Genomic DNA, 18,422 nt, shown 5'->3' with positions numbered 1-18,422 from the left:
TTGTCACTCCGCGGTGCCCGTCGGGGCAAAACCGGAGGACAACCACGCGGTCCGCTGCTCCAGCAGGGCCGTGAACGTGGCCACCACCATCGCGGTGTCCTCGATCCGGTGCGCCGCAACGGTGTCGCCGTCGCCGACGCGGATGCCGACGTCGTTGCCGGAGAGCTGCGCGAACGCCTTCTCGTCCGCCGCGTCGTCCCCCAGGAACGCGACCGCGGTGGCGCCGGCCTGGTGCCGCAGCACGTCCAGCGCCTGCCCCTTGTCGGCGGGCACGACGGAGAACTCGATCACCCGCCTGCCCTCGGTGACCCGCACGCCCGCCCAGCCGCCCGGCCCGGTGCGCAGCTGGGCCAGCAGCCACCGCGCCTCCTCCGGCCGGCAGCGGCCGTGGTGCACGGCGACGCTCAGCGGCCTGACCTCGACCACCGCCGGCGACGAGTACCGCGCCACGCCGTCCGTGACCACCCGCCGCAGGTCCGCGAGCAGCAGCCGTTCCTCCGGGCTCGGCTCGCGCACGACCCCGGCGTCGAACTCCGCGCCGTGCGACCCGACCAGCCGCACCTCACCGGGCAGCCGCGACAGCAGTGCCAGGTCCCGCACCGCCCGCCCGGAGATCACCGCGGTCGTCGTGTCCGGCAGCACCGCGATCCGGCGCAGCACCGCCACGGCCTCGCGGTCCGGCAGCGCCTGCTCCGGCCGTGCCGCGACCGGCGCCAGAGTGCCGTCGTAGGCGCACGCCAGCAACAGGTGCGGGGTGCGCGCCAACGGGACCAGCGCGTCGAGGAGGTCAGCGGGCAGACCGGGCATGCCGGCGACGTTACGTACCGGTGCTCGTCGCAGACCTCGGGAAACACCTGTCTGCACCTTCGGGCGACATTCGCCGTGCCGGGCGGGCACGGTCGCCGTCCGCGGCCACGTCCCGCGTTCCGGCCGTGATCGAATTCCGGTGCGGCGGTACTGGAGGGCGATGTGCTGGACGAGCGGACGACCGGCGCCGAGGGCGCGCTGTCGTCGCGGTTGCGCGCGGTGACGATGAGGCTCGCGGCGGCGGGAGCGTCCCGCCTGGCCGCGGAGGCGCGCAACCTGCTGTGCGACCACCGCGCCGAGACGTGCGTCGAGCTGATCACGGGCCGCGCGGCGGAAGGCCAGATCGGCCTCACCGCCAGGGAGATCAAGGACCTCCGCGGCCTCACCGGCGACGCCGTCGTCAGCGCCAGGCTGACCCGCCTCACCCCGCTCGCCGACCAGGCGGTCGCCGTCCCCGTGCTGCCGCCGTCCAGGATGCCGACGACGTCGAAGCACGTGCTGGTGGACCGAGCCGCCGCCGAGGCCTGCGCACGGCTGCGGGACGCGGTGAGCCTGCGGGTGGCGTGGCGCGCGGGGCGGTCACCGGTGCGGGTGCACCTGGTGGAGTTCGCGCGGTCCGCGACCGACCACGACGTCCTGCTGGCCACCCGCGACCTGGACGTCGCGCTGGACGAGTGGCAGGTGCCGAACCGGTCGGTGGAGTCGTACCGGCCGGGCGACGCGATGCCGCGCGGGTACGCCGAGCTGATCTCCCTCGGGGACGAGGTGTGGCGGCGCCGCTGAGCGTCAGGCGGTCGGGTGACGCGCGTCGCCCTCCACCGATTCGGGCTGGTGGGGGCTGAGCACATAGGGTGCTGCGTGTGTCGCAGTGCGGCCTCGCCCGGTTGCCTGGGTGCTTCCACGAGCGCGGTCGCCGCCGGGGACAATTGCCCCGACCGTTCAGCTCCAGGAGGATTGTTGATCCACAAGTTCTCGGTTCGCTCCGCGGGGGTAGCGGAGCCCGACATCCGTGAGCTCGGCCGATCGTGGGGGCTCGAGGACCTCGAGGTCTGGCGCGACTACTACGTCGAGTTCGAGAGCGCGCCGGACGCGGGGGCACTCGCGCAGGTGGCGGCCGTGCTGGGTGACCAGCTCGACGTCGAGGTCACGCTCGACACGCCGCTTCCCGCCGGAGCCGTGCAGGTGGCGTACAAGCGCGGGGTGGTCGACAACGAGAGCGACTCCATCGTCACGGTGTGCGGGCTGCTCGGGGTCGAGGCGAAGGCCGGCAAGGTCGCGACCAGCTACAAGTCCGGGGAGCCGAAGCTCAGGGAGCTCATCGAGACGACGCGGTTCAACGCGACGATCGAGGAGCTGCACGTCGAGGAACCGCACTACGACACGCTCGTGCCGCAGGGGCACTACGACCCGGCGGAGCAGTACGACCTGCGCGGGCTCGACGACGAGGGGCTCGAGGCGCTCGGCGCGGCCGGCGGGCGGAACCTCTCGCTCGCGCAGATGAAGCACGTCCAGCACGTGCAGAACACGCTCGGGGACGAGTTCGTCACCGACGTGCTGCTGGAGGCTCTGGACGCCCGCTGGAGCGACCACTGCGCGCACACGACGTGGAAGTCGCTGGGCGGCCTGCTCGGCCGGCTCGTCCAGGCGGCCAAGGACGTCGACAACCCGAACGTGCTCAGCATGTTCCACGACAACGCCGGCGTCTGGGACTTCTACGACGGCCACGCGATCGCCATCAAGGCCGAGACGCACAACGGGCCGTCCGCGATCTCCGGCTACTTCGGGCAGTTGACGAAGCTCGGCGGCGTGCTGCGCGACATCCTCGGCACGGGGCTGTCCGCGGACCCGATCGGCAGCTTCGAGTACACGGCCGTCGGCCTGCCGGAGGCACCCGCGCCGATCAAGGGACGCCCGGACGCCAAGCGGCTCGCGGGCGAGACGATCCGCGCGATCAAGGAGTACGGGAACACGTTCGGCGTGCCGATGATGTCGTCGCGCATGACGTTCCACCCGGCGTACCGCGCCAAGCCGTTCGCGCTCGGCGGCAGCATCGGGCTGCTGCCGGTCGAGGCGGCGCAGCGGGGGACGCCGCGGCCCGGCGACTTCGTCGTGCTCATCGGCGGCCTGACCGGCAACGAGGGCATCCACGGCGCGTCGGCCAGCTCGGCGGGCGCGGTGATGGACACGACGGCCGTGCAGATCGGCGCGCCGCTGGAGCAGGTCAAGTTCCGCAAGGCGTTGATCGAACTGCGCGAGGCCGGCTGCATGAGCGCGCTCACCGACGTCGGTGGCGCCGGCCTGAACAGCGCGGTCGGCGAGATCGGCGAGGCGTGCGGCGTGTGGATCAACACCGCGCTGGTGCCGCTCAAGACCGCCGCGCTGCCGATGTGGCGGATCCTGCTGTCCGAGTCGCAGGAGCGCATGCTGCTCGCCGTGCCGCCGGAGCACCAGGCGCGGGCGAAGCAGATCCTCGACCGGCACATGGTGCGGTCGACGGTCATCGGCCGGTTCGCGGACACGGGCCGCTACCACGTGTTCCACGCCCCGGACCTGACCGAGGACGCGCTCATCGCCGCGGACCCGTTCAGCGTCCCGGCGCACCAGGGCGAGCTCGGCTTCGACGTGGCCTACGACCTGCTCGACCTCGAGGTCGAACGGGTCGAGGTCGGCGCGCCGCCGCGTCCGCTGGGCGCCCCCGAGTGGCCGGAGCTGGACGCCGGGCAGCTCGCCGACCTGCTGGCCCAGGTCGTCTCGGACGCCGAGGTCGCCTCGCAGCACTTCGCCGACTCGCAGTACGACTCCACGGTCCAGGGCAACACCTGGTACGGCCCGCACTACGGCACCGAGCAGGCGGTCCGCACCGCCTACTGGGCGGGCACGCCGGTCGACGGCTCGCCCGCCGCGGCCGTGCTGAACACCGCGTTCAACCCGTGGATGTTCGACGCCGACCCGGTCGCCGCCACCCGCCAGATGTTCTGCGCGGCCATCGCGGGCCAGGTGCTCGCGGGCGTGGCCGTGAAGGACGTCTGCATGTGCGACAACTTCTACACCCCGCACCTGTCCGAGAACTGGCGCGAGTGGCTCGTCGGCATGGTCGACGAGCTCGCGGGCCTGGTGCGCCACTTCGGCGTGCCGCTGATCTCCGGCAAGGACTCGTCGGCCGGTTCCGTGCACACCGACGAGGGCCTGGTCAGCGTGCCGCCCGCGGTGTTCCTGAGCGCGCTCGGCAAGGTCCCGCACCGCGACGGCCTGCTGGCAGAGCAGTGGACCGCGCAGGGCAACGTGCTCGTCCAGGTCGGCCTGCGGACGTCGTCCCCGGTCGGCACGGTCGCCGCGCGCAAGCTCGGCCTGCCGGACGGCGGCCTGGACGACCTGGAACTGTCCGAAGTGGACAGCTACCTGGCCGCACTCGCGCAGTCGAGGGACCTGCTGCGCAGCGGTGCCCGCATCGGCGCCGGCGGCGTCGCGGCCACCCTCGCCCAGGGCGTCCTCGCGAGCGGCATCGGCGTCGCGCTGGAGAGCGCGACCACCGAGTCGCTCTTCGCCGAGCACCGCATCGGCGCCGTCGTGGAGGTCGCCCCTGACGACGTGGCGAAGCTGCCCGCCGAGCTCAACCCCGTCGTCCTCGGCACGCTCGGAGGCACGGGCATCGTGCTCGACGGCACCGACCTGTTCACCCCGGCCGCGCGCGACGGCTGGCTCGATTCGTTCACGGCGAGGATCGCATGAAGCCGACCGTCAACGTCCTGTACCTGCCCGGCACCAACTGCCAGGAGGAGACCGTCCGCGCGTTCGCCGAGGTGGGCGCCGAGCCGAGGACGAGGTTCGCGGCCGACCTGCTCGCGGGCACCGAACGCCTCGACGACGCCGACATCCTCTGCATCCCCGGCGGGTTCTCGTTCGGCGACCACCTCGGCGGTGGCGCGGTGGCGGCGGCGTTGCTGCGCAGCCACCTCGCCGACCAGTTCGAGGCGGCGCGCAGCCGCCCGTTGCTGGGCATCTGCAACGGGTTCCAGATCGCGGTGCGCGGCGGCTGCTTCGGCAAGGTGGGCCTCAAGGTCAACAGCGCCGGCACGTTCCGCAACGAGGAGCACCAGCGCCACGTCGTCGAGACCGGCAACGACAGCCCGTGGCTCGAGGGCCTCGCGGGCCAGACCCTCAGCTTCCCGTGCGCGCACGGCGAGGGCCGCTTCGACCCCGGCAGCGAGACCGAGAGCTTCCGCGTCGCGCTGCGCTACGAGAAGGACACCAACCCGGACGGCTCGTTCGAGGACATCGCCGGCATCACCAGCGCCGACGGCCTCTCGTTCGGCCTGATGGACCACCCGGAGCGGGCGATGGACCGCGAGACCCGGCTGGCGTTCTTCGAGAACGGCGTGCGCGCCGTCCGCTAGACCGCGGTACTGGTGCCGGCCCCACCGCGAGAGCGGGGGCCGGCACCATGTCCCCGCCATGATCACCACGGCAGGTTGGTGATCATGAAATCTCTGCTCCTCGCGGCCCTCGTCGCCGCCACTCCCTTACCCCCGTTGCAGCCGGAAGCGTTGCAGGCGGCCATCTCCGACCTCACCAACCCGGTCGCCACGTCCGCCCAGCTGCGGGTCGCGGGCGACGCGGGCCGCTGGTTCGGCACGGCGGGTCTGGCGGACGGCCGTCGCGAGGTCGGGCCCGATGACCGGTTCCGCATCGGCAGCGTCAGCAAGGTGTTCGTGGCGACGGTCGCGCTCCAGCTCGTCGCGGAACGCAGGCTCGACCTCGGCACCAAGGTCCGCCACTACTTCCCGGACGTGCCGGAGACCCTGGACGCGGTGACGGTCGGCCAGCTCCTGAACCACACCAGCGGAATCCCGAACGAGGTCGGCTACCCGGACCTGAGCACGCCCGCCAAGGTGCTCGCCCACCGCCACGACAGCTGGACCCCGCAACAGCTCCGCGACCTCATCCCGGAAACGCAGCCGAAGTTCACCCCTGGCACCAGGCAGGAGTACCGGGGCATCAACTACCTGCTCGCCACGATGATCATCGAGAAGATCACCGGCCGCGACCTGAGCGTCGAGGTGCGCGAGCGCATCACCCGGCCGCTCGGCCTCGACAAGACCTATGTGCCGCAACGCGATGAGACCACCCTCCGCGGCGCGCACGTCCACGGCTACCTCGACGTCGACGGGCAACGGGTCGACGTCAGCGACTTCAACACCTCGCGTGCCCACGGCGAGGGCGACATGGTGTCCACGACCGGCGATCTCACGCGGTTCACCAAGGCGCTCTTCGACGGCAGACTCGTCCGGCAACCGTTGCTGGAGAAGATGTTCACGCTGCCGGAAGTGTCCATGGTGGATGGACGGCCGGCCGCGTACGCGATCGGGCTGCAGACGTTCACGATCAACGGCGTGGAGATCTGGGGCAAGACGGGGGAGTGGTACGGCTACAACGCGGGCATGTTCTCCACGCGTGACGACCAGCGGCGCATCGCCTACTCGTTCACGCCCACGGTCCGTGACGCGTCGCAGCAGCAGATGACGCTCAGGATCGCGAACGCCGTCACCGCAGGCGATCGGCCTTGATGCCGTACTGCGCCATCTTGCGGTAGATCGTCGCCCGCCCGATGCCGAGCTCGGCGGACGCCTGCGCGATCGTCGCGCCCGGCGCGGTCAGGCAGCGCACGATCTCGTCCCGTTCCAGCGCCTGCAGGCGGCTCAGGCGGTGCCCGGCGCTGGTGAACACCTCGGCGGGCAGGTGCTGCACGTCGATCACGTCCGAGCGGGCGGCGGCCACGCGCACGACCTGGCGCAGCTGGCTGGTGTTCTCCGGCCACTCGTACGACAGCAACGCGCGCACGGCGGCCGAGGTGAACGTGACCTCGCGGCCTCGGTCGCGGTGCGCGAAGTAGTGGGCCAGCGGCAGGATGTCGTCGGGGCGCAGGCGCAACGCCGGTGCCTCCACCACCACGTCGACCAGCGGTGCCAACGCCTCGGGCACGGCCGAGGTCGCGGTCAGCACGAAGCCGGTCAGCAGCGGCGCGAGCGAGGAGGAGGCCCACGCGGGCAGCGCGTCGACCCCGGACACGACCACGCACGTGTCGGCCTTGCCCAGCTCGGGGGTCCACAGCCGCAGCCACCCGGACACGTCGTCGGGGGCCGGCGGGCGGGCGTTGAGCAGCCGTTCGCGGGGGCGGACGGACCGCCGCGCGTGCGTGGCCAGCGCGGTCTTGCCCGCACCCGGTTCGCCGACGACGGCGACCACCCGGCCGTCCTGCATGGCCTCGGCGGCCGCACCCACGGCGGACGTCCAGGCCGCGGACAGCCGGGGTGGCGCAACCCGGTCGGCGTACACGCGGAACACCTCGCCACGCGGCGCCGGGCGGATCTTCCGGCCTGAGGCGCGGGCCAGCATCAACGCCGCCGTGGTGCCCGCCGCGGCCTGCGCGAGGGCCAGCAGCAGGTCGGACGACTGGTCGGACCAGGTCGTGAGGTTCACGCTGCCCGCCAGCGCGCCCGTGACGGGGTCGAGCACCGGCACGGCCGCGCACGTGTAGCCGCGCAGGCCCGTGCAGTAGTGCTCGTCGGCGCGCACCAACGACGCCGTGCGGTCGGCCAGCGCGAGGCCCAGGCCGTTCGTGCCGGCGTTGGCCTCGGCGAAGTAGAAACCCGGCGCGAGGTAGACGCGGTCGAGCGAGCGGACGATGACCGGATCGGTGCAGAGCCGGGTGAGGACCAGGCCCTCGCTGTCGGTGATCATCAAGCTGATCGGCTCGTTGGACAGCGTGTCGTGCAGGCCGCGCAGCACCTCGTGGCCGCACTCGTAGAACAACGACGTGGTGTCGACGGTGCCGGTGAAGACCGGCCTGACCTCGTCCTCCGGCACGCCGTACCGCTCGCTGCGCAGCCACGAGGCCCGCAGGCGCTGGGGAATGGCGGCCAGCTGCCGGTCGTCCACGTCGACCTCCTCGTCGCACGTCCGGACCCCAGAGTACGACCCGAACGGACGCGTGCCGCAGTACCGGATGTCTCAAAGTGAGACACGCGCCGGGTCCCTGAGCTGCGCGGATCTTCCTACGGTCGTCCGCAACCACCACAGGAGGCGGCCATGTACTCGAAGGACGGCGAGAACTACTTCATCGTCGACGCCCACATCGCGCTCTGGGACGCCCGCCCGGAGAACCAGCGCAACATCCACGGCAAGCAGTTCATCGACTGCTTCTACGACTACCACCGCAACCTCTCACCGGAGGAGGAGGTCTGGTCGTACGAGGAGTACCTGTACCAGGGCGGCGAACGCCTGATGCGCGACCTCTTCGACAACGGGTACGTGGACCACGCCATCTTCCAGCCCGCTCACCTGGGTGCCTTCTACCACAACGGTTTCGGTCAGACCGAGGAGGCGTGGGAGCTCACCTCGAAGCACCCGGACAAGCTCACCTACAACCACTGCTGGGACCCGCGCCGCGAGCAGCAGGGCCTCGACGGCCTTCGCCGGGACGCCGAACGGTTCGGGCTCAAGGGCGTGAAGCTCTACACCGCCGAGTGGTACGGCGACTCGCGCGGCTGGCGCCTCGACGACCCGTGGAGCTACCGGTACCTGGAGACCGCGCAGGAGCTCGGCATCCGCAACATCCACATCCACAAGGGCCCGACGATCAGGCCGCTCGACCGCGACGCGTTCGACGTGGCGGACGTCGACCACGCGGCCACCGACTTCCCCGAGCTCAACTTCGTGATCGAGCACTGCGGCCTGCCCCGGCTGGAGGACTTCTGCTGGATCGCCACCCAGGAACCGAACGTGCACGCGGGCCTCGCGGTCGCGATGCCGTTCATCCACACCCGGCCGCGCTACTTCGCGCAGATCATCGGCGAGCTGCTGTACTGGCTGAACGAGGACCGCATCCAGTTCTCCAGCGACTACGCCCTGTGGACGCCGCGCTGGCTGGTCGAACGGTTCGTCGACTTCCAGATCCCCGCCGACATGACCGAGTACGCGCCGCTCACCGTGGCGCAGAAAAAGAAAATCCTCGGCCTCAACGCGGCGAAGATGTACGACATCCCGGTGCCGGAGGGTCTCGACGTCGCCCCGGTGCCGCAGGAGGCGGTGTCGGTCGCATGATCGAGAAGGCTGTGCACAAGGCGTTGGACGAGGTGATGGACCCCGAGCTCGACGAGCCGATCACCACGCTCGGGTTCGTCCGCTCGGTCGAGCTGGCCGGCGGTGTGCTGACCGTCCACTTGCGACTGCCGACGGCGTTCTGCTCGCCGAACTTCGCGTACCTCATGGCCTCCGACGCGAAGGACGCGTTGCGGGAGCTGGCTCCGCACGTGGTCGTCGTGCTGGACGACCACCACGACTCGGACGTGATCAACCGCGGGATCGCCGCCGACGCCGGGTTCGTGGGCACGTACGGCGAGGAGGCGTCCCGCGACCTGGAGGAGCTGCGGCTGACGTTCCAGCGCAAGGCCCACGCGGCCGCGATGGAACGGGCGGTGCGCGACGTGCCGCTGGACCGGCTGAGGTCGTTGACGCTGGACCAGCTGCCGACCTCGAAGGCGACGGAGGCGTTGCGGCGCAGGCGTTCCGCGCTCGGCTTCTCCTGCGCGCCGGACGCGCTGGTGCTCGTCGACGACAACGGCGTCCCCCTGTCACCCGGCCGGCTGCCGCTGCGCCTGCGGTTCGCCCGGTCGGTCGGCATCTCCATCGAGGGCAACGCGCACTTCTGCCGTGGCCTGCTCCGCACCCGTTACGCAATGGAGGAAACGGCATGAGGGCCGTCCAGGTCACCGGCTACCACCAGCCGCTGCAGATGACGGAGGTCGCCGAACCGCGGGTGACCGGGCCGTTCGACGTGGTCGTGCGGATCGGCGGGGCCGGCGTGTGCCGCACCGACCTGCACATCCTCGAAGGGCAGTGGGCGGAGAAGTCCGGCGTGGCGCTGCCGTACACGATCGGCCACGAGAACGCGGGCTGGGTGCACGCGGTCGGCGCGGCCGTCACGAACGTCGCGGAGGGCGACAAGGTGATCGTGCACCCGCTGATCACCTGCGGCCTGTGCCGGGCCTGCCGCAGCGGCGACGACGTGCACTGCTCCGCCTCGCAGTTCCCCGGCATCGACACCGCCGGCGGCTACGCCGAGTACCTCAGGACGTCGGCCCGCAGCGTCGTGAAGATCGACGACGCCCTGGAGCCGTCCGACGTCGCCGCCCTCGCCGACGCGGGCCTGACGGCGTACCACGCGGCGGCCAAGGCGGCGCGCAGGCTGCGGCCGGGGGACCGGTGCGTGGTGATCGGCGCGGGCGGCCTCGGGCACATCGGCGTGCAGGTGCTGAAGGCGTTGACGGCCGCGGAGATCGTGGTGGTGGACCGCAACCCGGACGCGGTGAAGCTCGCCTCGGCCATCGGCGCGGACCACGGCGTCGTCGCGGACGGCGCGCACGTGGCGGCCGTCCTCGACCTCACCGGCGGCGACGGCGCCGAGACCGTGATCGACTTCGTGGGCGAGGGCGGCGCGACGCGCGACGGCATCGCGATGCTGCGGCGGGCGGGCGACTACCACGTCGTCGGCTACGGCGAGAACATCGACGTCCCGACGATCGACATCATCTCCACCGAGATCAACCTGATCGGCAACCTCGTCGGGTCCTACACCGACCTGTGCGAGCTGATGGTGCTGGCGGCGCAGGGAAAGGTCACGCTGCACACCCAGAAGTACCCGCTCGACCGGTTCCAGGACGCGATCGACGACCTGGACAACGGCCGAGTGCGCGGCCGGGCGATCCTCACGCCGTGACCTCGTCGCTCACGTGCCCGGGACGCACCTCGGGCACGTGAGCGGGGGACGCGGTTCCCCTGGGCCGGTGGAAGAAGGACGGTCGCGTCCTGACGGCGTGATCGAAACTTTCGGAAACGTTGGAACACGGCGAGAATTTTTGAATTCGCCACGGATCCTTCTGCGCCCCAACGGTCTTCCGGCGCGTGTGGACGGTCGGGCAGTGGACGACCGCGGGTTCGGACAAACACCGGGCACGAGTTCCGCGCGGCTGTGGCCGAGGACACTGCGGAGGCGGGCCCGCGCGGTGTCGCCGGTGGCGTAACGCGTTGGGCCAACGGGGTGACAGTTGTGTTCGTTCCGTTGGACACTGCTCACGGTAGTCGCCGGGTGAACGGCCGGCGTCGTGCCGGTGACCAGCGCAATTACCGCTTTCTTAGCGACTCGGAGGCATCCCGCCGAGTTGATCTCGGATGAGGAATGACGTAAGTCGATCACACTCGGTCGCGGGCCTGACGTGCGAATTCGCGAATACGCACCGGTGACGGAAAGCGACGATTGGTCGCGCTCCGCTCCTGCTTAGAGACGCTGCGCACGAGTGTCAAGTTGCCGTCAATAGGGACCTGTTTTAGCTGATGGGGCGGTTCCCCCAACCCTTTCGCCCGTTCGGACAACTAGGGCCCCCTAGTGGGGAACCAGGGCGATGGGGGGTGTTGCGAAGGTCAACGGAGTGAGTACTCTGCTCTCGCCCCCTCAAGATCATCGCTGTTGATCATGTTGATCATGCGATGCTATCTTTCCGTCGCCAATTCGGGTGGTCGTGGAGCGTTGTGAAGCTGAAGAACGTGCCTGAGACGAATTACAAGACAATTCGTTCCCGGCTCACTGGTGTCGTGGTGGTTCCCAGCGTCGTCCTTCTGGCCATGTGGGCGCTGTTCTCGTCCTACACGGTGTTCGAGGGGCTCTACCTCCAGCTGGTGGCCTCCGGTGCGCGTGACGCCTCGATCCCCGCGGTGCAGTCGTTCGCGTCGCTGCAGAAGGAACGCGAGCTCAGCATGACGAGCCTGAGCCGCCCCGGCGCGAACGCGTCGGCGTTGCTCAAGCAGCAGCAGGACACCGACAAGGACGTCGAGAAGATGAAGTCGGCGTTCGCGGAGCTCGCCTCCCAGGCGCCGCAGGAGATCGTCGACGGCATCAACAAGCTCAACGGCCTGCTCGACCAGCTGCCCGAGCAGCGCGAGCGCCTCGAGTCCGGTTCGACGTCCAAGGACGAGATCTACCGCTACTACAACAGCGTTCTCGACGCCGGTGGCTCGTTGTTCGGCACGCAGGCCCGCATCGTGCCCGACGCCGAGACCGTCCAGGGCGCGCTCGGCGCGTTGCAGTACTTCCAGGCCTCCGACGCCATGTCGCGCTCCAGTTCCGTCGCCGCCGGCGCGCTCGCCGCGGGCAAGTTCACGCCGGAGGAGCACCGCGAGTTCGTCCAGCTGGTCGGCGCGTACCACTTCACGCTCAACGTCATCGAGCCCACGTCGCTGCCGAACGTGCGCGAGCACTACAAGACCGTCACCGGCAGTGCGCCGTACCAGCAGCTCGTGACGCTGGAGAACCGCCTGCTGCAGAACGCGGAACGGCCGATCGGCAACCAGGTCGCCCTGACCGACTGGGAGAACGCCAGTCGCGCGGTGTCGACCGAGCTGACCACGATGGTGCAGGAGCAGTCGACCGGCGCCGTGAACATCGCCATGGCGAACGGCAAGGACAAGTTCACGACCGTCCTCATCGGTTCGCTCATCGCCCTGATCGCGGTCATCGTCGGCATCTTCGTCGCGGTCCGCGTCTCCAACCGCCTCGTCAACAAGGCGTTGATCGTCCGCCTCACCAGCCTGAAGAGCGACTCGCTGAAGCTCGCCCACGAGCGGCTGCCGAGCATCGTCGAGCGGCTGCGCGACGGCAAGCACGTCGACGTCGCCGCCGAGGTCCCCGCGCTCGACTACGGCAACGACGAGATCGGCCAGGTGGCCGACGCGTTCAACGCCGCGCAGTACACCGCCGTCGCCGCGGCCGTGAAGGAGTCGCAGACCCGTGAAGGCGTGAACCGGGTCTTCCTCGACATCGCGCGCCGCAACCAGGGCCTCGTGCACCGCCAGCTGAAGATCCTCGACAAGCTGGAGCGCGAGGAGGAGAACCCCGACCACCTCGACGCGTTCTTCCAGCTCGACCACCTCGCGACGCGCGCCCGCCGCAACGCCGAGAACCTGATCATCCTCACCGGCGAGCAGCCGGGCAGGCAGTGGCGCAAGCCCGTGCGCATGCTCGACGTCGTGCGCGCCGCCGTCGCCGAGACCGAGCAGTACGCCCGCGTCAAGGTGAACCCGGTGCCCGAGGTCGCGCTGGTCGGCGCCGCCGTCGCGGACACCATCCACCTGATCGCCGAGCTCGTCGACAACGCCACGTCGTTCTCGTCGCCGCGCTCGCAGGTCGAGATCCACAGCAGCGAGGTGCCGCAGGGTCTCGTCATCGAGATCGAGGACCACGGCCTCGGCATCAAGTCCGAGGACCGCGAGCAGCACAACAAGATGCTGGAGGCGCCGCCGGACTTCGAGGCGATGCGCCTGCGCGGCGAGTCCCGTCTCGGCCTCTTCGTCGTCGCCCGGCTGGCCGCCCGCCGGCACATCCACGTCGAGCTGCGCGACTGCCCGTCCGGCGGCACCATCGCGCTGGTGCTGGTCCCGTCCGAGCTGATCGTCGGCGAGGCGGGCGCGGTCGACCCCGCGGACTCCGTGCCGATGCCGAAGCCGACGTTCCGCCAGCAGACCATGCAGCAGGCCGCGCGCTCGCCGGAGGCCTTGGAGGCCGCCGTGCCGATCCAGGGCGACCTGTCGCACGACTCGCGTCCCGGCGAGCGCCCCACCGAGACCTTCCGCCTGGACGAGTTCTGGGCCGGCAGGGCAGTGGGAAACGACCGCGGTCCGGCCCTGGACCTCGAAAGGGACCTGGACAGCAGCAGCGGGCAGCTCGAGCTGCCCCGGGAAGACCGCCTGGCAGGCGTGTGGCCGACCGACGACCCGGCGGAAGGTGAGACAGCGAACCGCACGGACGACCGGCCGGAGCTGCCGCGCCGCAGGCGTCAGCAGCACCTCGTGCCCCAGCTCGCCAACGACGAAGTCCGGCCGATGCCGGAACTCGCGGAGTTCAACCCCGAGGAACGGGCGGAACGAACCCGCGACGGAATGTCCGCCTTCCAGCGGGGCACCCGTGACGCCCGCCAGGCCGACGACGTCGTGGAACCGTGAATCACAGAACTGAAAGGGCTATTTCCGTGGACGACCTGACCGGCGGGCACCCCGAGCTCAACTGGCTGCTGGAAGACCTCGTCGCGAGAGTGGTCGGTGCCCGGCACGCGGTGGTGCTCTCCGCGGACGGCCTGCTGCTCGCCCACTCTCCCGAGCTCTCCAAGGACGACTCCGACCACCTCTCGGCGATGGCGTCGGCGTTCCAGAGCCTGGCTCGCGGCACCGGACGGCACTTCGGAGGTGGACAGGTCCGCCAGACCATCGTGGAGATGGAGCGCGCGCACCTGTTCGTCACCGCGGCGGGACAGGGCGCCTGTCTCGCGGTGGTGGGCGACGAGGACGCCGACATGGGCATGATCGCGTACGAGATGAACATGCTCGTCAAGCGCGTGGGCGCCTACCTCTCCTCGGCACCGCGCACACTGGCGTCGCCGCGGATGCCCAACCCCCTCGGGTTGTCATGAGCAACTCCTCCGACTGGTGGTACGACGAGGCGGCGGGCCCCATGGTCCGCCCGTACGCGATGGTGAGCGGCCGCACCAGGCCCAAGCCAGCCGGTGAGGACCTCACGCTCACGACCCAGGTGCGCGCCCTGCGCACCACGACCGACCAGGGCACCCTGTCGGTCGAGCACCTGGAGATCATCAAGCTCTGCCGGAAACCGCTTTCCGTCGCGGAGGTCGCCGCCTACCTGCACGCACCGCTCGTCGTGGTGAAGGTGTTGCTGAGCGACCTCATCCAGCGCGGCGACGTGATCACCAGCGGCCCGGCCACCAGGGTGACCCCGGTCGACATGACCCTACTTCAGAAGGTGCTCGATGGTGTCCGTGCAATCTGATTCAGGGCAGGGCAGGGAAGAGCTCACCGTCCCCACCTCCGTGAAGATCGTCGTCGCCGGTGGGTTCGGCGTCGGCAAGACAACGATGGTCGGCGCGGTCAGCGAGATCACCCCGCTGCGCACCGAGGAGCTGCTGACCGAGGCCGGCGAGGAGATCGACGACCTCTACGGGGTCGAGGGCAAGACCACGACGACGGTCGCCCTGGACTTCGGGCGCATCACGATCAACCCCGAGCTGGTGCTGTACCTGTTCGGCACGCCAGGGCAGGACCGGTTCTGGTTCCTGTGGGACGAGCTCGCCATCGGGTCCATCGGGGCTGTGGTGCTGGTCGACACGCGGCGGCTGGACGCCGGGTTCGGGGCGATCGACTTCTTCGAACGTCGTGGGATTCCGTTCGTGGTGGCGGTGAACTGCTTTGAGGGCAGCCACTCGTACACGGCCGAGGAGATGCGGGTGGCGCTGGATGTCGCCGACACCGTGCCGCTGGTGTTGTGCGATGCGCGTGACCGGGAGTCTTGCAAGTCGGTGCTGGTCCGCGTGATCGAGCACGCGATGAACCGGCTCGACGTGATGGCCTGATGTGACGGTCTGATGCGAGGGCCTGATCTGACGGTCTGATCTGACGGTCTGATCTTGTCGGACCCCCTGAGTAGGTTTGGTCGCGGGGGGTCCTGATTTCAGGGGGACGCCTGCGTCAGCATGCGTTCCCCTGTTGCGTTGGCGGGATTCTGGTGCGTGCTTCCCTCCGGGGGCTCTGCCCCCAGACCCCCGGCAATCTGATCGGGGGGCACCGCGCCACTCGCGGGTTGATGGCACGCCTGTTGCTTAGAGCGGCTGCCTGTTTCGTAGTTTGGTTGCGTTGGCGGTGGGGTCCGTCACAAGTCGAGCCAAGAGCGGGCCACACCAGAGCAGGGGTGTCAAACGGACGAAGAGCGTGTCCGTTTGACACCCCTGCTCTGGTGCAGCAAGAGCTGTGGCGCGACTCGTGACGGGACCCCACCGCCGGGCCCTCTTGGCTAAGGGCAAAAGCAAAAGCCAAGACTCCTCGGCTTCGCCGTCGGGTCGGCTCGCCTTCGGCTTCGCGTTCGTCAGGCGTGCCGTCAGGGCTTGATCTGCTCCAGCCTGCAGCGGAACGGGCGCAGGATCGCCGGGATCTCCGTCAGGCGGTAGCCCGGCACCTTCTCCGGGTTCTTCGCGATGCCCGCCAGCGTCTCGGCCACGTATTCGAGGTGGCTGCGGGTGTACACGCGGCGCGGGATCGCCAGGCGCACCAGTTCGAACGGCGCGGGCTTGATCAGGTCGCCTGCCTCGTCGATCTCGCCCAGGTAGAGCGAACCCACCTCGGCGCAGCGGATTCCGCCTGCCAGGTACAGCTCTGAGGCCAGGGCGTGGCCGGTGAAGCGGCTCGGCGGGATGTGGGGGAGCAGGCGGGCCGCGTTCAGGTAGACGCCGTGCACGCCGGTCGGGGTCACACTGTCCACTCCGGCCTCGCGCGCGCAGTCGGCCAGGTAGCGGGTGGCTTCTGCTCGTTCGCGCAGGTAGAGGGGGTCGGTGACTTCCTGGAGGCCCTGGGCGCACATGTCGAGGTCGCGGCCGGAGAGGCCGCCGTAGGTCAGGAAGCCCTCGGTGGCGATGAGCAGGAGTTCGCACTGCTTGGCCAGTTCGGTGTCCTGGAGGGCGAGCATCCCTCCGATGTGGACGATGCCGTCCTTCTTGAGGCTGAGCACGCAGCCGTCGGCGAGGCGGAAGGCGAGCTTCGCGACTTCGCGCGGGGAGTGGTTGTGGAAGCGCTCTTCCCGTTGGGTGACCAGCCAGGCGTTCTCGGCGAAGCGGGCCGCGTCCAGGAAGAACGGGACGTTGTGCTTGCGGCACAAGGCACTCACGGCTTCCAGGTTCGCCATGGAGACCGGTTGGCCGCCGCCGCCGTTGTTGGTGATCGTCATGACGACCACGCCCACGTCGTCGGGGCCGTCGAGCAACGCGGTCAGGGCGTCGAGGTCGATGTTGCCCTTGAACGGGGCGTCGCTGTCGAGGTCGGCGGCCTCGGGGCACGGCAGGTCGCGCGCGATGCCGCCGGACAGTTCGACGTTGGCGCGGGTCATGTCGAAGTGCGTGTTGCTGACCGAGATCTGTCCCGGTTTCAGCAACGCGCCGAAAAGGATCCGTTCAGCCGCACGGCCCTGGTGCACCGGGAAGATGTGCTGGTATGCGGTCAGTTCCTCGGCCACCTCGCGGAACCGGAACCAGGACCGGGAACCCGCGTAGGTCTCGTCGCCGCGCATGCCGGCGGCCATCTGCTCCGCGGACAGGGCGCCGGTGCCCGAATCGCTCAGCAGATCGATCGTGACGTCTTCCGCCGTGAGGTTGAACTGGTTGTACCCGGCCTCGGCATAGCGTCGTTCCCGGTATTCGCGAGTGGTGATCGGAATGGGTTCGACGACCTTGATTCGGTACGGTTCCACGGCGGCGGCCTTTCTGAGGTGGTGCGGTTAGACGAGCAGTGCCCGGCTGCGGGGTGGCGTGACGTCGTACGCCTCCGAGGACAGGTAGACGGAGACCCCTGGTTTGGGTCTGCCCAGGCGCAGCGAGACGTGGGCGATCAGTCCGGCGCCGTCGCCCAGCGGCCGCCGCACGATGCTCGCCAGCGCCATCACGAACGGCGTGGTGTCGAGGCCGCAGCGGGCCATGATCGCGAGCACCCGTTCGCAGGCCTCCAGGTCGTCCTGGACGTAGTCGCGCACCGGGATGTAGAGGGAGTAGCCGCTCGGGGAGTCCGTGTCGCCGGACAGGAAGGTGTAGCTCGACATCAGCGGGCGGCCGGTGAACGGGCCGGTGCCCCCGCAGGCGAGCGCGCAGACGTCCGCCAGGAGTCCGGGGTCGACGTCGGGGACGGCCGCCGCCGCGCCCACCACGTCCGCGACCACCGCGTCGTCGTGCGAGACGTACGTCTTCACGCGCGCGTGGTCCTCGTCCATCAGATCGAGGGCGAAGAAGGAGAACCGGTCGAGCCCGGGGCGCCGCAGCCCGTGCTCGGTGATCGCCGGGAGCGCCGAGCTCAACCCGAGTCGCGAGAGCGCTTCCGCGACGAGGCGGGTGGCGTGGTCGCGGCCCTGCACGTCCGGGTTGAGGTAGACCTTGACCGCCGGCGGTCCCGCCGGGCCGACGATCAGCGCGTACCAGAACGCGAACGCGCCCTGCGGGTCGTCGGGCAGGAACAGGTCGCGGACGGCGTCGAGCTTGTCCCGGCGCAGCCCGTGCTTCCGCGTGAGCTTGTCGAGCACCTTGAGCGCCGCGCCGACGTTGGCCTGCTTGCCCGGCTTCTTCGCGATCGATTCCACGATCATCCGCACGGTGGGTCGTTCGTTTTGAGCCAAAGCGACCGAGAATTCGACCGGGGAGTGGTCGTCCGCCACGAATGAGGGCCAATGGGGAACTGAGGAGAGGGGGAGCCTGCTGCCGGGCCCTAATGCCTCACCCAGCAGTTTTGTCGCGGTTTTGGTGGAGTCCGCTAAACCGACCGCGCGCAGGAGGTTGTGAAGTTGTCCAATGGCGAAATCGTGCAGCGATACGACTGGCGCGCTCAAGATGGGGCACTCCTGATCGGCCGGGAATCAGTCTTTTGCGATCCCTGACGGGGTGGAATCGCGAAGTGAATTCTCTCAACCCGCCACATGCCCTGGTCAAGGGCCAAGGGGGTTGTGTGCGACACTCTGCGCTGTGATGAAG

General features: G+C 69.8%; 15 protein-coding genes. 11 read left to right on the top strand and 4 right to left on the bottom strand.

Features of this window, described 5'->3' with window-relative positions; genetic code table 11:
• Positions 1-3: 3 nt before the first annotated feature.
• Complete coding sequence (gene otsB, locus ACQEU1_RS14470) at positions 4-807, bottom strand: trehalose-phosphatase (RefSeq protein WP_433200757.1); 804 nt, start codon at positions 805-807, stop codon at positions 4-6.
• A gap of 162 nt (positions 808-969) precedes the next feature.
• On the opposite strand from otsB, the gene ACQEU1_RS14465 reads away from it, so the two are divergent.
• The 4 genes from ACQEU1_RS14465 to ACQEU1_RS14450 all read left to right on the top strand — a co-directional run bounded on the left by ACQEU1_RS14465 (position 970) and on the right by ACQEU1_RS14450 (position 6,371).
• Positions 970-1,590 carry a hypothetical protein gene (locus ACQEU1_RS14465; RefSeq protein ID WP_433200754.1) on the top strand — a complete coding sequence of 207 codons (621 nt, stop codon included), beginning with the start codon at positions 970-972 and terminating at the stop codon, positions 1,588-1,590.
• A gap of 174 nt (positions 1,591-1,764) precedes the next feature.
• Positions 1,765-4,536, top strand: coding sequence for an AIR synthase-related protein (locus tag ACQEU1_RS14460; protein WP_433200751.1), 2,772 nt, complete (start codon positions 1,765-1,767; stop codon positions 4,534-4,536).
• Positions 4,533-5,201 carry a phosphoribosylformylglycinamidine synthase subunit PurQ gene (locus ACQEU1_RS14455; RefSeq protein WP_433200748.1) on the top strand — a complete coding sequence of 223 codons (669 nt, stop codon included), beginning with the start codon at positions 4,533-4,535 and terminating at the stop codon, positions 5,199-5,201. Before ACQEU1_RS14460 ends, ACQEU1_RS14455 begins: the two co-directional genes overlap by 4 nt.
• An 84-nt stretch (positions 5,202-5,285) precedes the next feature.
• The gene (locus ACQEU1_RS14450; protein ID WP_433200745.1) at positions 5,286-6,371 is read left to right on the top strand and encodes a serine hydrolase domain-containing protein; all 1,086 of its coding nucleotides are present in this window, start codon (positions 5,286-5,288) and stop codon (positions 6,369-6,371) included.
• Here the strand turns inward: ACQEU1_RS14450 and ACQEU1_RS14445 are convergent.
• Complete coding sequence (locus ACQEU1_RS14445; RefSeq protein WP_433200742.1) at positions 6,349-7,743, bottom strand: helix-turn-helix domain-containing protein; 1,395 nt, start codon at positions 7,741-7,743, stop codon at positions 6,349-6,351. The two genes, ACQEU1_RS14450 and ACQEU1_RS14445, sit on opposite strands and share 23 nt — an antisense overlap.
• A gap of 150 nt (positions 7,744-7,893) precedes the next feature.
• Between ACQEU1_RS14445 and ACQEU1_RS14440 the strand changes: the two genes are divergently transcribed.
• From ACQEU1_RS14440 to ACQEU1_RS14410, 7 genes are all read left to right on the top strand, one after another.
• Positions 7,894-8,907 (top strand): amidohydrolase family protein, encoded by a 1,014-nt coding sequence (locus tag ACQEU1_RS14440; protein WP_433200739.1) that lies wholly within the window; start codon positions 7,894-7,896, stop codon positions 8,905-8,907.
• Complete coding sequence (locus tag ACQEU1_RS14435; protein WP_433200736.1) at positions 8,904-9,560, top strand: iron-sulfur cluster assembly protein; 657 nt, start codon at positions 8,904-8,906, stop codon at positions 9,558-9,560. Before ACQEU1_RS14440 ends, ACQEU1_RS14435 begins: the two co-directional genes overlap by 4 nt.
• On the top strand, positions 9,557-10,582 hold the full coding sequence (locus ACQEU1_RS14430) for an NAD(P)-dependent alcohol dehydrogenase (protein WP_433200733.1): 1,026 nt from the start codon (positions 9,557-9,559) through the stop codon (positions 10,580-10,582). The genes ACQEU1_RS14435 and ACQEU1_RS14430 overlap by 4 nt, the downstream gene beginning before the upstream one ends.
• A gap of 872 nt (positions 10,583-11,454) precedes the next feature.
• Positions 11,455-13,857, top strand: a complete 2,403-nt coding sequence (locus ACQEU1_RS14425; RefSeq protein ID WP_433200730.1) for a nitrate- and nitrite sensing domain-containing protein — start codon at positions 11,455-11,457, stop codon at positions 13,855-13,857.
• Positions 13,858-13,883: 26 nt separating this feature from the next.
• Complete coding sequence (locus tag ACQEU1_RS14420; RefSeq protein WP_030475700.1) at positions 13,884-14,321, top strand: roadblock/LC7 domain-containing protein; 438 nt, start codon at positions 13,884-13,886, stop codon at positions 14,319-14,321.
• Entirely contained in the window at positions 14,318-14,695 is a 378-nt protein-coding gene (locus ACQEU1_RS14415; protein ID WP_433200726.1) for a DUF742 domain-containing protein, read from the top strand. The genes ACQEU1_RS14420 and ACQEU1_RS14415 overlap by 4 nt, the downstream gene beginning before the upstream one ends.
• A complete protein-coding gene (locus tag ACQEU1_RS14410) occupies positions 14,676-15,275 on the top strand; it encodes a GTP-binding protein (protein WP_394621442.1) in 600 nt (199 codons plus the stop codon). Before ACQEU1_RS14415 ends, ACQEU1_RS14410 begins: the two co-directional genes overlap by 20 nt.
• Positions 15,276-15,796: 521 nt before the next feature.
• Here ACQEU1_RS14410 and ACQEU1_RS14405 read toward each other — a convergent pair.
• Both ACQEU1_RS14405 and ACQEU1_RS14400 read right to left on the bottom strand, forming a co-directional pair.
• On the bottom strand, positions 15,797-17,158 hold the full coding sequence (locus ACQEU1_RS14405; protein WP_433200723.1) for a tryptophanase: 1,362 nt from the start codon (positions 17,156-17,158) through the stop codon (positions 15,797-15,799).
• 27 nt (positions 17,159-17,185) lie between these two features.
• Complete coding sequence (locus ACQEU1_RS14400) at positions 17,186-18,280, bottom strand: tryptophan dimethylallyltransferase family protein (protein WP_433200720.1); 1,095 nt, start codon at positions 18,278-18,280, stop codon at positions 17,186-17,188.
• Positions 18,281-18,422 lie beyond the last annotated feature (142 nt).

This window comes from Lentzea sp. CA-135723 (assembly GCF_050936595.1).
In the GTDB taxonomy this organism is placed as follows: Bacteria; Actinomycetota; Actinomycetes; order Mycobacteriales; family Pseudonocardiaceae; genus Lentzea.
The sequence above is the reverse complement of the archived record's forward strand: the minus strand, read 5'-3'. Positions and strand labels throughout refer to the sequence as shown.

Excerpts from the sequence above, each read along its gene's own strand:
- otsB (WP_433200757.1), bottom strand. The coding sequence starts at position 807 with ATGCCCGGTCTGCCCGCTGACCTCCTCGACGCGCTGGTCCCGTTGGCG.
- ACQEU1_RS14455 (WP_433200748.1), top strand. The coding sequence starts at position 4,533 with ATGAAGCCGACCGTCAACGTCCTGTACCTGCCCGGCACCAACTGCCAG.
- ACQEU1_RS14450 (WP_433200745.1), top strand. The coding sequence starts at position 5,286 with ATGAAATCTCTGCTCCTCGCGGCCCTCGTCGCCGCCACTCCCTTACCC.
- ACQEU1_RS14440 (WP_433200739.1), top strand. The coding sequence starts at position 7,894 with ATGTACTCGAAGGACGGCGAGAACTACTTCATCGTCGACGCCCACATC.
- ACQEU1_RS14435 (WP_433200736.1), top strand. The coding sequence starts at position 8,904 with ATGATCGAGAAGGCTGTGCACAAGGCGTTGGACGAGGTGATGGACCCC.
- ACQEU1_RS14430 (WP_433200733.1), top strand. The coding sequence starts at position 9,557 with ATGAGGGCCGTCCAGGTCACCGGCTACCACCAGCCGCTGCAGATGACG.
- ACQEU1_RS14415 (WP_433200726.1), top strand. The coding sequence starts at position 14,318 with ATGAGCAACTCCTCCGACTGGTGGTACGACGAGGCGGCGGGCCCCATG.
- ACQEU1_RS14410 (WP_394621442.1), top strand. The coding sequence starts at position 14,676 with ATGGTGTCCGTGCAATCTGATTCAGGGCAGGGCAGGGAAGAGCTCACC.